Source organism: Ectopseudomonas guguanensis (assembly GCF_900104265.1).
GTDB lineage: Bacteria > Pseudomonadota > Gammaproteobacteria > Pseudomonadales > Pseudomonadaceae > Aquipseudomonas > Aquipseudomonas guguanensis.
Genome location: NZ_FNJJ01000017.1, coordinates 70,592 through 83,817, shown reverse-complemented (window position 1 = coordinate 83,817; position 13,226 = coordinate 70,592). Strand labels below are relative to the sequence as shown.

Here is a 13,226-nt window from a genome sequence, read left to right as displayed (position 1 = left end):
CCGCTGATAGGCTTGCCTCATCCCCGGTAGAGTTCGAGCATGACGCGCACGCTGGAAATACGCCCCGATATCGATGACGGCATCGACCGCAAGGTGCTGACGCAGCTGCGCGCGCGCTTTCTGCAGATCAACCAGGGCCGCCTGCTGCGCGCCGTGGAGGCGCTGTCCACGCGCCAGCAACTGGTGCTCAAGCTGTTGCCGCTGCTGTTGCACGTCAACCATCCGCTGCTGCCGGGTTACGTCTCGGCCAGCACGCCCGCAGGCCTCAGCGGTTTCGAACCGGACGACGAGAGCCTTGCCGAAGTGCAGCGTCTGACCCGCTCCTTCGTCTACAAGCCACGCCGCGGCCAGGGTGCCGCGCCGCTGCACGGGCTGTTCCTGATGGGCAGTCTGGGCACCGTGGCGCAGGCCGAGCAGAGCGACATGGACCTCTGGCTGTGCCACGCCCCGAACCTCACCGCCCAGCAATTGCAGGACCTGCGCAAGAAGTGCGATCAGCTGGAAAGCTGGGCCGCCACCCAGGGTGCCGAGGTGCATGTGTTCCTGGTCGACCCGCAGCGCTTCACCCAGGGCGCCCGCGAGGCGCAGCTGACCTCCGACGACTGCGGCACTACCCAGCACTACTTGCTGCTCGACGAGTTCTACCGCACCGCCATCTGGCTCGGCGGACGCACGCCGATCTGGTGGCTGGTGCCGGTTTACGAGGAGCCGCGCTACCAGGATTACTGCCGCACCCTGTTGAGCAAGCGTTTCGTGCGCGCCGAGGACGTGCTCGATCTGGGTCATCTGGCGCGCATTCCGCCGGAGGAGTTCATCGGCGCGGGCATGTGGCAGCTGTACAAGGGCATCGAGTCGCCGTACAAGTCCGCGCTCAAGCTGCTGCTCACCGAGGTCTACGCCAGCGAGCACCCGAAGGTCGAATGCCTGGCGCTGCGCTTCAAGCAGGCGGTGTTCGAAGGCCGTCTGGACCTCGACGAACTGGACCCCTACATCGTCGTCTACCGCCGCCTGGAGGAATACCTCAGCGCCCGTGGCGACCTGGAACGGCTCGAGCTGATCCGCCGTTGCCTGTACCTGAAGGTGAACAAGAAGATCAGCCGCCCGCCGACCCGCGGCCGCGCCAAGAGCTGGCAGCGCCTGCTGCTCGAGCGCCTGACCGCCGAGTGGGGCTGGCACGCGCGCCAGCTCAGCGTGCTCGACAGCCGCAGCCAGTGGAAGGTACGCCAGGTCGCGGCCGAGCGCCGCGTGCTGGTCAACGAGCTGACCTACAGCTACCGCTTCCTCTCGCAGTTCGCCCGTAGCGCCCAGGCCGGCAGCTCGCTGAACAATCGCGACCTCAACGTACTGGGCAGGCGCCTGTATGCCGCCTTCGAGCGCAAGGCGGGCAAGGTGGAGTTCATCAACCCCGGTATCGCTCCGGACCTGGCCGAGGACACCCTGACCCTGGTCCAGTACCCCAGCCCCGAAGCGCCGAACGAATACCTCTGGGCCCTGTTCAACGGCAGCGTGGGGGCTCAGGAGTGGGGCGACTTCACGCCGCTGAAGCGCTCGCGCGAACTGATCGAACTGCTCGCCTGGTGCCATCGCAACGGCGTGATCGACAGCAGCACGCGCCTGTCGCTGCACCCGGGCGCCAGCGACCTCACCGAATACGAGCTGTCCAACCTGATCGGCAGCCTGCAGCAGACTTTCCCCCTGCCCCTGAAGGCGGTGGAGGAAGCCGCCCTGCTGCGCGCCAGCGTGCCTGGCCAGGTCCTGCTGCTGGTCAACGTCGGTGTCGACCCGCTCAGGCAGCACAGCCAGATGAACGTGCACATGACCACCGGGCGCACCGATGCGCTGGGCTATTCCGGGGTACGCGAGAACCTGGTGCTGACCCTCGATCAGGTCGTGCTCAACAGCTGGAACGAGCTGCAGGTCAGCCGCTATGACGGCCAGGACGCCCTGCTCGACTGTCTGCGTGACCTGCTCAACAGCCTGCCGGCGGGCGGCCCGCAGCCCAAGGTGGTGGTGCGCTGCTATTGCCGCAACCGCGCCCAGCCCATCGCCGAACGGGTCGAGGAGCTGCTGCGCGACCTGCTCGAAATCTATGCCGACGGGCGCCAGTCGCGCTACCTGGTGCAGGTGCGCCAGCACTATCACGTGCTGCAGCTCACGCCCGGCCAGGTCAGCCATACCGCCCTGGGCGACCTGCCCGCACTGCTCGCTCACCTGGGCGCCGAGCAGGCGCTCTACAGTCCGCTGCGCCTGGATCGCCATGCCCTGGAGGGCGACGACCTGGCGCTGATCCTGCCCATGGGCCGGCCGCAATGCATCCAGGTGTTCTACCGCCTGCACGAGACCAGCGGCGAGGCCGAGCTGACCCTGCTTGACGAGAACAATGCCCTGTGGCGCCGGCGCCTGCCGTTTCGCGACGAGCAGAGCCTGCTCACGCCCCTGCAGCGCTTCCTGCAGTCGCTGCTGTATCGGCGCAACGCCATGCTGCCGCTCGATGGCAGCGACAACCAGCCGCCCCTGGAAATTCTCTACTACCAGTTGCTGCCGGCTGCACCGCTGCGCGCCCAGCGCCTGGAACGCAGGCCGGCCCCCGAGTCGCAGGTCAGCCACCCGTTCTATGACGTGCAGGCCATCGTCGAGCCGGGCGACGGGCGCCAGCGCCATGTCACGCTGTACTGCAACCACCGCGAGTTCTCCGAACTGGAGTACGGCCGCGAGCTGTATCGCGCCGTGGCCCAGCACATCCTCGCCCAGCGCGCCGGCGGCGAACGCTACCCCTGCTACATCACCGACCTCGATCTCTCCGCCGTGCTCGCCGGCCAGCAGGCGCAAACCGTGCATTACCTGCGCTACAAGAACGAGCTGGAAGATGCTCTCAATGCCGCGCTGCAGCAGGCCTAGCCACGCTGCTTTCGCCGGCTAGCTAGCCGCGCATCGGCGACTGCGGATTGTTCAGCGCGTAGAGATAGCAGTCGCCCATGCTGTGATTGTCGACCACCCCGGCGTAGCTGGCGGTGAAGGTCACCGCCAGCCCCAGATGCTGATACAGCCAGCCGTCGCTGTCCGCCGGCGGCACCTCGGGGACCAGGTCGCTGTCGTTGACCAGCCGATAGGTCGGCACGGCCAGCGCGTTGTAATAGTTGGCGAAGGCCGGCGAGGCCAGGCGCGGGCTGGCGAAGTTGTAGTGCTGCAGCGCCAGGAAGGGCCAGCGCCGGCGCAGGTCCGGCACCGCCAGGCTGCTCAGTGCACAGCCCAGGCTGTGGCCACAGACCCAGAGCGCGGCCTGCGGCTGCAGGCCCTCCAGCGCCAGCAGCGCCTGGTCGCGCAGCGAGGTATAGAGTTTGAGGAAGCCGTCGTGCACCAGGCCGCCGCCGCCCTGCCAGGGGTAGGCACGCTGATCCAGGTCGAGGTCGTCGAGCCAGTCCTGCACCGACTCCGTGCCGCGGAACACCAGATAGCAGTCGCCCTGCGCATCGCGCGCGGCGAAGCCGAACGGCTCCGACTCGTCGAGCACGTACTACTCGCTGAGAATGCTCCAGATCGGCGCCGACAGCTGCAGACCGGTCTGCTGCGGCGGTTGCCAGTGGAAGTGCCGGGGGTCGCGCGGGCGCTGCTGCGCCAGCCACTGCGCGTATTGATCGTAGGCGAGCATCACCAGCTCGGCACAGCGCAGGGCACGCGCCAGCTGGTAGGTGGGCGGGAAGTACAGGGGTAGACTGGACATGGCGAGGCTTCCTTGCCGAAGGCTGGAAACCTCACTCTAGTCCAGACGCAGCAGCGCGTCAGCGGTCGTATTCGCCTGCCGCTTCCGGCTGGTACTCGACGGCCAGCAGAGTCAGCTTGAGCTGCTTGCCGCCCGGCACCGGCCAGTCGATGTGCTGACCGACCGACAGGCCGAGCAGTGCACTGCCCACCGGCGCGAGAATGCTCACTGTGCCTTCGCCACCGGCATCCTGCGGGTAGACCAGGGTCAGGTGATAGTCCTTGCCACTGCTCTCCTCGCGGCAGTGCACGCGCGAATTCATGGTCACCACACCAGCCGGCACCTCGTCGTGCCCCACCACGTCGGCGCGATCCAGCTCAGCCTGCAGCGCCTGGGCGCCAGGACCGAACTCGTCCAGGCTGTCGAGCAGGCGCTCCAGACGCTGCAGATCGAGGCGAGTAATGGTGATGGTCGGTGAACTGTTCATGATGCCGGGCGGACTCCTTGCGTAAACCGTAAAAAAGCAAAACCCCGCCCGAAGGCGGGGTTCAGCTGAATTTTCTGTCGACCCTAACACAGCCGGACAAATAAACAAGACCGCCGGGTCAGTGCGCCCGTTTGCGCTCGCGCAACCGCTGCTCGGCGGCCTGGCAGATCAAGCGGCGCCGCGCGTTATCGGCCGCGCCCCAGTCGAGAATCTCCTGCAGGGTACGACCGCAACCGAGGCATTGCTCATGCTCGTCGAGGCAACACTGGCGCCGGCACGGCGAAGCCAGCGGCGCCACGTTCGGCTCAGAGCTCATCGAACTCCAGCTCGGCACCCGACTGCTCGAGCGTGATGCGTACCAGCATTTCACCCAGCTGTTCGTCGCTGGTATCGCAGATCCAGCGGCCGTCGGCCTCGTCGTAGTCGAAGTGGAAGCCACCGGAGCGCGCGGCCAGCCACAGCTGGCGAATCGGCTCCTGACGGCTGAAGATCAGCTGGCTGCCATTATCGAAACGCACCGTCAGCACACCGGCGCTGTTTTCCAGATCGACGTCCAGACCGCTGTCGTCGAAGATGTCCTCCACCGCCTGCTGGGTGGCATCGACCAGGTCGTGAAAGCGGGCTTCGCTCAGGCTCATCGGGGTGTCCTCACTAGATGCAGCGACTGCAGAAAAATTAGGCGAAAACGCAAGACCAGGCTAGCGGCCTAGGCGCAAAGGTGGCGACGGTACTCGCCCGGACTCGTTCCCGTCCAGCGACGAAATGCGCGCGCCAGCGAACCCGGCTCGCTGAAACCGACCAGAAAGGCGATTTCCGCCAGCTCCAGTGCGGGATCTCGCAGGTAGTGCAGCACCAGCTGCTGGCGGGTTTCGTCGACCAATTGGCTGAACGACAGCCCGCCCTCACGCAAGCGCCGTTGCAAGGTCCTCGGGCTCAGCGCCAGGGCAGCGGCGATGGCCTCCAGATCAGGCCCCTGCTCCGGCAACTGGCGCGCCAGCTCCAGGCGCGCGCGATCGAGCACGCTGTTGCCCTGATTGAGCTCGGCCAGCAGGCGATCGGCGTAGGCATCGAGCATGCCACGCACCTGGGCGTCAGCCTGGTTCAGCGGCGCCGCGAGCAAACGTTTGGGAAAGATCAGGGCATTGTCGGGTTGCTCGAACAGCACCGGGCAGCGAAAGATGCGCGCATGTTCCGAGGTATCCGCCGGCGCCGGATGCTGGAAGCGCACCTCGGTCGGCGCGATATCCAGGCCGCTGATCCAGCGTCCGAAACTGACCCAGCCGGCCAGGGTTTCTTCACTCAGCTGGCGCTGCTGCTGCGCCAACAACGGCTGCCAGCTGTGGGCGACCAGCGCCTCGCTGTCGGGCCGAGCGGGCTCGTCGTCGAGCACGACCAGCCCCAGGTTGCCAACCAGCGAGGCATAGCGCGCCTGGCGGTGCAGCGCGTCGGCCAGGGTTGCGCAGCTCATGATCAGGTAACCGAGCACGCCGTAATAACCCGGCCGCACCGATTCACCCAGATGCAGGCCCAGATTAGGGTCACCGGTCAGGCGCACGCCTTCGCCCAGCAGCGTCAGGTAGGCACTGGCCGCGATACGCTGATCGCGCTGGCTCAGGGCTTCAGGGCTGAGCTGGGCATGGGCGAGCAGCGCGTCGGCCGCCACCCCGTGGCGCTGCAGGTGTTCGATCAAGCCTTGCAGGTAGGCCACCGAGACCGAGCCGGCCAGAATCGCGGGATTGTCCATCGAGGCTCCTCGTTACTCGCCGCATGCTAACCCAAGCCGGCACGAATGCCTTCGGCACACACGCCAGATGCAGACGCAAATCGAGCCAGCGCCCCGCCAGGCGGGCGCCGGGCGCATAGGCAAGGTGGCAGGGGGTCGGTATACTCCGGCGCAATTCACGCTTATTTTCAAGGACTGTCCCATGAAGCGACTGACCCTCGCGCTCCTCGCCGCCGTTTGCCTGCTGGCTGGCTGCGGTCAGAAAGGCCCGCTGTATCTGCCGGGCGACGACAACGCCGGCAACAGCCGAGACCGTTTCGAACTCTGACAGGAGCTGCCCCATGGAAGCCTTCAACTACCGCGACGGCGAGCTGTTCGCGGAAGGCGTTGCCTTGTCCGCGCTGGCCCAGCGCTTCGGCACGCCCACCTACGTCTATTCCCGCGCCCATATCGAAGGGCAGTACCGCGCCTATGCCGATGCCCTGGCCGGCATGCCGCACCTGGTCTGCTTCGCGGTCAAGGCCAACTCCAACATCGGCGTGCTGAACGTGCTGGCACGCCTCGGCGCCGGCTTCGACATCGTTTCCAGCGGTGAGCTGGAGCGCGTACTGGCCGCCGGTGGCGAGCCGAGTCGCATCGTCTTCTCCGGCGTTGGCAAGAGCCGCGACGACATGCGCCGCGCGCTGGAAGTCGGCGTGCACTGCTTCAACGTCGAGTCCAACGTCGAGCTGGAGCGCCTGCAGAAGGTCGCTGCCGAGCTTGGCGTCAAAGCGCCCGTCTCGCTGCGGGTCAATCCGGACGTGGACGCCGGCACCCACCCGTATATTTCCACCGGCCTCAAGGAAAACAAGTTCGGCATCGACATCGAGCAGGCCGAGGCGGTCTATGCCCGCGCTGCCGAGCTGCCGAACCTGGAAGTGATCGGCGTCGACTGCCATATCGGTTCGCAGTTGACCACTCTCGAACCCTTCCTCGATGCCCTGGATCGCCTGTTGCTGCTGGTCGACAAACTGGCCGCACGCGGTATCACCATCAAGCATCTGGATCTCGGTGGTGGCCTTGGCGTGCAGTACCGCGACGAGCAGCCGCCGATGGCCGGCGACTACATCACCGCCGTGCGCAAACGCCTGCAAGGTCGAGACCTGGGCCTGGTGTTCGAACCGGGCCGCTTCATCGTCGCCAACGCCGGCGTACTGCTGACTCAGGTGGAATACCTCAAGCACACCGAGCACAAGGACTTCGCCATTGTCGATGCGGCGATGAACGACCTGATCCGCCCCGCCCTGTATCAGGCATGGATGGACGTGTCGCCGGTGCAGCCGCGTGAAGGCGAGTCGCGTAACTACGACCTGGTCGGACCGATCTGCGAGACCGGCGACTTCCTGGCCAAGGATCGTCAGCTGGTGCTGGCCGAGGGTGACCTGCTGGCCGTGCGTTCGGCGGGCGCCTATGGCTTCGTCATGAGCTCCAACTACAACACCCGCGGCCGCGCCGCCGAGGTGCTGGTAGATGGCGAGCAGGCTTATGAAGTGCGTCGTCGCGAGACAGTCCAAGAGCTCTATGCCGGCGAAAGCCTGCTGCCGGCCTGAGGGCGACGTCATGCTATTGCGCTTTACCAAGATGCACGGCCTGGGCAATGACTTCATGGTCCTCGACCTGATCAGTCAGCACGCCCACGTGCAACCCAAGCATGCCAAACAATGGGGCGACCGCCACATCGGTGTCGGTTTCGACCAACTGCTGATCGTCGAGCCGCCGAGTCACCCGGATGTCGACTTCCGTTACCGCATCTTCAACTCCGACGGCTCGGAAGTTGAGCAGTGCGGCAACGGCGCGCGCTGCTTCGCCCGCTTCGTGCTGGACAAGCGCCTGACCACCAAGAAGGTCATTCGCGTCGAGACCAAGAGCGGCATCATCGAGCTGCGCGTGCAGAACGATGGCCAGGTCTGCGTCAACATGGGCGCACCGCGCCTGCAGCCGGAACAGGTGCCGTTCCAGGCCGAACAGGCCGCGCTGAGCTATCGCGTCGAGGTCGAGGGTCAGAGCGTCGAACTGGCTGCGCTGTCGATGGGCAACCCGCATGCCGTGCTGCGCGTCGACAGCGTCGACGACGCCCCGGTGCACACGCTCGGACCGAAGCTGGAACATCACCCGCGCTTCCCGCAGCGGGTCAACGTCGGCTTCCTGCAGGTGCTGGACCGCAAGCATGCGCGCCTTCGCGTCTGGGAGCGCGGCGCCGGGGAAACCCAGGCCTGCGGCACAGGCGCCTGCGCCGCTGCGGTCGCGGCGATTCGCCAGGGCTGGATGGATTCGCCCGTGCAACTGGAACTGCCGGGCGGCAAACTGTCCATCGAATGGGCAGGCGAAGGTCAGCCGGTTATGATGACCGGGCCCGCTGCCCGCGTATACGAAGGACAGGTTCGCCTATGACCGACCAGCAGGATTCGCCCAAACCGCTCGATTCGGAAACGGTCGCGGCCTATCTACGCCTGCACCCGGAGTTCTTCATCGACCATGAGGAGCTGATTCCCGAACTGCGCATTCCGCACCAGCCCGGCAATGCCGTGTCGCTGGTCGAACGCCAGGTCAAGCTGCTGCGCGAGCGCAACATCGAGATGCGCCATCGCCTCGGCCAGCTGATGGACGTGGCCCGCGACAACGACCGTCTGTTCGACAAGACCCGTCGCCTGGTGCTCGATCTACTCGATGCCGGCAGCCTCGAGGAAGTGGTCGGCGTGGTCGAAGACAGCCTGCGCCACGAGTTCCAGGTGCCCTTCGTCGGCCTGATCCTGTTCAGCGACAACAAGCTGCCGGTCGGCCGCTCGGTCAGCTCGGCCGAGGCGCATCAACAGGTCGGCGGCCTGCTCAGTGGCGGCAAGACCATCTGCGGCGTGCTGCGCCCGCACGAGCTGGAATTCCTGTTCGGCAAGGAAGACGCGGCGCAGGTCGGTTCCGCCGCCGTGGTCAGTCTCAACCATCAGGGGCTGCATGGCATTCTCGCCATCGGCAGCGCCGATCCGCAGCATTACAAGAGCTCGCTCGGCACCCTGTTCCTCGGCTATATCGCCGAAGTCCTGGCGCGCGTGCTGCCCAGCTTCGCCACACCGCTGCGCTCGGTACGTTAAAAGCGGCGGCAGGCCGCAGGCTACAAGCGGCAGGCCAGAACCGGAGAGGCATCGCAGATATGACGCTTGTGCCTGAAGCCTGCAGCCCGAAGCTTGAAGCCGCCGTATCCGCCTACCTCGAACACCTGCGCCGCGAGCGCCAGGTGTCGGTGCATACCCTCGACGGCTACCGCCATGACCTCGGCAAGCTGCAGGCATTCTGCGAAGCCGAAGGGCTGAGCGACTGGGCCGAGCTGGACACCCGCAACCTGCGCCGCCTGGTCGCCCGCCTGCATCAGCAGGGCCTGTCCAGCCGTAGCCTGGCGCGGCTGCTCTCGGCCACCCGCGGCCTCTATCAATACCTGCTGCGCGAGGGTCTGTGCCGCCACGATCCGGCCACCGGCCTCAGCCCGCCGAAACGCGAACGCCGCCTGCCGCGCACGCTGGACGCCGACCGCAGCGCGCAACTGCTAGACGGTGCGGTGGAGGACGACTTCATCGCCCGCCGCGACCAGGCCATGCTCGAGCTGTTCTATTCCTCGGGGCTGCGCCTGTCGGAACTGGTCGGCCTCGATCTCGACGGCCTGGACCTGCCGGCCGGCCTGGTGCGCGTGCGCGGCAAGGGCAACAAGGTGCGCGAGCTGCCGGTCGGCAGCCTGGCACGCCAGGCGCTGGAGCAATGGCTGCCCCTGCGCAAGCTGGCAGGCCCCAACGACGGCGCGGTGTTCATCAGCCAGCAGGGCCGCCGCCTCGGGCCGCGCGCGGTGCAGCTGCGCGTGCGCCAGGCCGGCGTACGCGAGCTGGGCCAGCACCTGCATCCGCACATGCTGCGCCACAGCTTCGCCAGTCATATGCTGGAATCCTCGCAGGATCTGCGCGCCGTGCAGGAGTTGCTCGGCCACGCCGACATTGCCACCACGCAGATCTACACCCACCTGGACTTCCAGCACCTGGCCAGTGTCTATGACCAGGCCCATCCCAGGGCCAAACGCAAAGGCGGTTCCGAATGAGCATCGAACTGATCACCTTCGACCTCGACGACACCCTGTGGGACGTCACCCCGGTGATGCAGGACGCCGAAGCGGCGCTGCGCAACTGGCTGGCCCTGCACGCGCCACGCCTGGGCGCAGTACCGGTCGAGCATCTGTGGGCGGTGCGCAGTCGCCTGCTCGAAGCGGAACCGATGCTCAAGCATCGTCTCAGCGAGCTGCGTCGACGCATCCTGTTCCACGCCCTGGAAGATGCCGGATACCCGCACGGCGAAGCGCAGACGCTGGCCGAAGCCGGATTCCAGGTATTTCTCAGCGCCCGTCATCAGGTCGAGCTGTTCGCCGAAGTGCACCCGACCCTGGAAGCCCTGGCCGAGCGCTTCATGCTCGGAGTGATCACCAATGGCAATGCCGATGTGCGCCGCCTAGGACTGTCGGAATACTTCCGCTTTGCCCTGTGCGCCGAAGAGCTGGGCATCGGCAAGCCCGACCCGAAGCCCTTCCGCGAAGCCCTAAGCCGCGCCGGCGGCGTGGCCGCCGAGCGCGCCGTGCATGTCGGCGACCACCCCAACGACGATATTGCCGGCGCACAGGCCGCCGGCATGCGGGCGATCTGGTTCAACCCGCAAGGGCGCAGCTGGGAAGGCGAAACCACGCCGGATGCGCAGATCGCCAGCCTGGCCGAGCTGCCGGCATTGCTGGGCAGCTGGACGCGCTGACTGCCGTAGGGTGCGCCGTGCGCACCACAAACAAGATCGGTGCGCACGGCGCCCCCCGCACCACTGAACACAAAAAACCCGCCACAGGGGCGGGTTCCTTGCAGCGAGCCGTCCTCAGATGGGGCGGCTGCCGTATTTGCTGTCGGGCTTCTTGGGTGGGTCGGCGACCACGTTGGGTTCCACCTCCTGCACCTTGCCGCCACGGGCGAGAAACTCCTCCATGGCACGAGCCAGGGCGTCGCGCTCCTTCTGCTTGGCTTCGATGCTGGGCATCTCGTCGACTTCGACGGCCTTGGCCTTGCTCTTCTTGCCGGTGGCTACGATCTCGCCGTCGCCTTCGTCGTCGCCGCTGTCGCCGTCATCGGCAGCAGCCAGCTCCTCACCCTCGTCCTCGTCAGCCCCTTCCAGGTCGTCTTGTTCCAGGTCTTCGTCGCTCATGTTCAACCTCATGACTTGCGAAAAGCAGGTTAGTTATAGCCCAGCCGCGCAGTCTGCACTGCGCGGCCGGAAAAAATTCAAATAGCCTCCCCGAACAGGGTCGCCACCACCCGCCGGCTACCGCCATGATCACGGTGCTCGCCGAGGTAGATCCCCTGCCAGGTGCCCAACGCCAAGCGTCCATCCTGTATCGGCAGCTGCAGCTGAAAGCCCAGCAGGCTGCCCTTGAAGTGCGCCGGCAGATCGTCCGGCCCCTCGTAATCGTGCTCGTAGCCCGTCTCACCCTGCGGCACCAGGCGGTTGAAGAAGCGCTCGAAATCGCGACGCACCGCGGGGTCGGCATTCTCGTTCACCGTCAGCGATGCCGAGGTGTGCTGCAGCCACAGATGCAAAAGACCGATACGCACTTGCGTCAGTTCCGGCAATAATTCCAGCACTTCCTCGGTCACCAGATGGAAACCGCGACTGCGCGGACGCAGGCTGATGATGCGTTGCTGCCACATCCCAGGTTCACTCCCGTTGGCTCCAGCGCGCGCATTCTAGCGCGGCGCCAGAAAAAACAAAGGGCGCCCGAAGGCGCCCTTGTCGATTTACCGGCGTATCACTTGTTGGTGAATTCCGGGTAGGCCTCCATACCGCACTCGGCGATATCCACACCCTCGTACTCTTCCTCTTCGCTGACGCGCAGACCGATCACCGCCTTGATGATGCTCCAGACGATCAGGCTGGCCACGAAGACCCAGGCGAAGATGCTGGCGATACCCAGCAGCTGAGCGCCCAGGGTGGCGTCGCTGTTGGTCAGGCAGACCGCCAGCAGACCCCAGACACCGACCACGCCGTGCACGGAGATGGCACCGACCGGATCGTCGATCTTGACCTTGTCCAGGCCGAGGATGGAGAACACCACCAGCACGCCGCCGACACCGCCGATCAGGGTGGCCTGCAGGGCGCTCGGGGTCAGCGGTTCGGCGGTGATGGCCACCAGGCCGGCCAGGGCACCGTTGAGCGCCATGGTCAGGTCGGCCTTGCCGAACAGGATGCGTGCCACGATCAGCGCGGCGATCAGACCGCCGGCGGCAGCCATGTTGGTGTTGACGAACACCTGGGCCACGGCGTTGGCGTCTTCGATGGTGCTCATCTTCAGCTGCGAGCCGCCGTTGAAGCCGAACCAGCCCATCCACAGGATGAAGGTACCCAGGGTCGCCAGCGGCAGGTTGCAGCCTGGAATGGCGTTGACCTGACCGTTGGAGCCGTACTTGCCCTTGCGCGCACCGAGCAGCAGGACACCGGCCAGCGCAGCGGAGGCACCGGCCATGTGCACCACGCCCGAGCCGGCGAAGTCGAGGAAGCCGGCTTCGTTGAGGAAGCCCGAACCCCATTTCCAGAAGCCCTGTACCGGGTAGATGAAGCCGGTCATGACCACGGCGAAGGCGAGGAAGGCCCACAGCTTCATGCGCTCGGCAACGGCACCGGAGACGATCGACATGCAGGTCGCAGCGAACACCACCTGGAAGAAGAAGTCCGAACGAGCCGAGTAGTAGGGCGCGTCGTCGCCACCGGCCAGCACGGCCTCGGCGCTGTTCTCGTCACCGATCAGGAAGCCCAGGCTCGGCAGGATGCCGCCTTCCGGGCTGGAGTACATGATGTGGTAGCCGATCACCAGGTACATGACGCTGGCCACGGCGTACAGCGCGACGTTCTTGGTCAGAATCTCGGTGGTGTTCTTGGCGCGCACCAGGCCGGATTCGAGCATGGCGAAGCCCGCCGCCATCCACATCACCAGGGCACCACAGATCAGAAAGTAGAAGGTATCGAAGCCGTACTGCAATGCAGTCAATGCTGTGTTATCCATTTTTCACCTCTTGCCGGCGCTATTGTTGTGCGCTGTTCGGTTGAAACGTCCAGGTTGGCGCCGGACGCGTTCCGCATGCTTTACAGGTCGTTGCCACGCTCGTTGTGAATCACCGGAACCCCTGCGCCGTGGGGCGTCCAGGCATTCCCATCACTAGGCCGAGCGCGAGACCCGAAGAGGTCTGGCACAACAGAGCGGCGAAGGCATCGCCGGC

The 13,226-nt window shown here is 66.0% G+C and carries 16 protein-coding genes; 7 read left to right on the top strand and 9 right to left on the bottom strand.

Translation table 11 applies throughout. The features are described from left to right. The first annotated feature begins 39 nt into the window (after window positions 1–39). Window positions 40–2,898, top strand: a complete 2,859-nt coding sequence (locus BLS61_RS21635; protein WP_090434540.1) for a class I adenylate cyclase — start codon at window positions 40–42, stop codon at window positions 2,896–2,898. 22 nt (window positions 2,899–2,920) lie between these two features. On the opposite strand, the gene BLS61_RS21630 is transcribed toward BLS61_RS21635, so the two are convergent. From BLS61_RS21630 to BLS61_RS21610, 6 genes are all read right to left on the bottom strand, one after another. Next, window positions 2,921–3,511 (bottom strand): lipase family protein, encoded by a 591-nt coding sequence (locus tag BLS61_RS21630; protein WP_244157992.1) that lies wholly within the window; start codon window positions 3,509–3,511, stop codon window positions 2,921–2,923. 3 nt (window positions 3,512–3,514) lie between these two features. Further along, a complete protein-coding gene (locus BLS61_RS23945) occupies window positions 3,515–3,721 on the bottom strand; it encodes a hypothetical protein (protein ID WP_244157991.1) in 207 nt (68 codons plus the stop codon). A gap of 58 nt (window positions 3,722–3,779) precedes the next feature. Further along, window positions 3,780–4,187: a nucleoside diphosphate kinase regulator gene (rnk, locus tag BLS61_RS21625; RefSeq protein WP_090434537.1), complete on the bottom strand. Its 408-nt coding sequence runs from the start codon at window positions 4,185–4,187 to the stop codon at window positions 3,780–3,782. 118 nt (window positions 4,188–4,305) lie between these two features. Continuing rightward, a complete protein-coding gene (locus BLS61_RS21620) occupies window positions 4,306–4,503 on the bottom strand; it encodes a DUF1289 domain-containing protein (protein WP_017678305.1) in 198 nt (65 codons plus the stop codon). Beyond that, window positions 4,493–4,825, bottom strand: a complete 333-nt coding sequence (gene cyaY / locus BLS61_RS21615) for an iron donor protein CyaY (protein WP_017678304.1) — start codon at window positions 4,823–4,825, stop codon at window positions 4,493–4,495. Before cyaY ends, BLS61_RS21620 begins: the two co-directional genes overlap by 11 nt. Before the next feature lie 68 nt (window positions 4,826–4,893). Continuing rightward, window positions 4,894–5,931, bottom strand: a complete 1,038-nt coding sequence (locus BLS61_RS21610) for an AraC family transcriptional regulator (RefSeq protein ID WP_090434535.1) — start codon at window positions 5,929–5,931, stop codon at window positions 4,894–4,896. Between the two features lie 181 nt (window positions 5,932–6,112). Between BLS61_RS21610 and lptM the strand changes: the two genes are divergently transcribed. The 6 genes from lptM to BLS61_RS21580 are packed head-to-tail and all read left to right on the top strand — an operon-like array spanning window position 6,113 to window position 10,722. Continuing rightward, entirely contained in the window at window positions 6,113–6,238 is a 126-nt protein-coding gene (gene lptM, locus BLS61_RS21605; protein ID WP_017361215.1) for an LPS translocon maturation chaperone LptM, read from the top strand. A 13-nt stretch (window positions 6,239–6,251) separates the two neighbouring features. Next, window positions 6,252–7,499, top strand: a complete 1,248-nt coding sequence (lysA, locus tag BLS61_RS21600; RefSeq protein WP_090434532.1) for a diaminopimelate decarboxylase — start codon at window positions 6,252–6,254, stop codon at window positions 7,497–7,499. A gap of 10 nt (window positions 7,500–7,509) precedes the next feature. Continuing rightward, entirely contained in the window at window positions 7,510–8,340 is an 831-nt protein-coding gene (dapF, locus tag BLS61_RS21595) for a diaminopimelate epimerase (RefSeq protein WP_090434673.1), read from the top strand. Beyond that, window positions 8,337–9,035, top strand: a complete 699-nt coding sequence (locus BLS61_RS21590) for a DUF484 family protein (RefSeq protein ID WP_090434529.1) — start codon at window positions 8,337–8,339, stop codon at window positions 9,033–9,035. The genes dapF and BLS61_RS21590 overlap by 4 nt, the downstream gene beginning before the upstream one ends. A 59-nt stretch (window positions 9,036–9,094) precedes the next feature. Continuing rightward, window positions 9,095–10,024 carry a tyrosine recombinase XerC gene (xerC, locus tag BLS61_RS21585; RefSeq protein WP_090434526.1) on the top strand — a complete coding sequence of 310 codons (930 nt, stop codon included), beginning with the start codon at window positions 9,095–9,097 and terminating at the stop codon, window positions 10,022–10,024. Next, window positions 10,021–10,722 (top strand): HAD family hydrolase, encoded by a 702-nt coding sequence (locus BLS61_RS21580; RefSeq protein WP_090434523.1) that lies wholly within the window; start codon window positions 10,021–10,023, stop codon window positions 10,720–10,722. The genes xerC and BLS61_RS21580 overlap by 4 nt, the downstream gene beginning before the upstream one ends. A 114-nt stretch (window positions 10,723–10,836) precedes the next feature. On the opposite strand, the gene sutA is transcribed toward BLS61_RS21580, so the two are convergent. The 3 genes from sutA to BLS61_RS21565 form a co-directional block, all read right to left on the bottom strand. Beyond that, window positions 10,837–11,160 (bottom strand): transcriptional regulator SutA, encoded by a 324-nt coding sequence (gene sutA / locus BLS61_RS21575; protein WP_090434520.1) that lies wholly within the window; start codon window positions 11,158–11,160, stop codon window positions 10,837–10,839. 77 nt (window positions 11,161–11,237) lie between these two features. After that, window positions 11,238–11,663: a secondary thiamine-phosphate synthase enzyme YjbQ gene (locus tag BLS61_RS21570; protein WP_090434517.1), complete on the bottom strand. Its 426-nt coding sequence runs from the start codon at window positions 11,661–11,663 to the stop codon at window positions 11,238–11,240. 98 nt (window positions 11,664–11,761) lie between these two features. Further along, window positions 11,762–13,012, bottom strand: a complete 1,251-nt coding sequence (locus BLS61_RS21565; protein ID WP_090434514.1) for an ammonium transporter — start codon at window positions 13,010–13,012, stop codon at window positions 11,762–11,764. Between the last annotated feature and the right edge of the window lie 214 nt (window positions 13,013–13,226).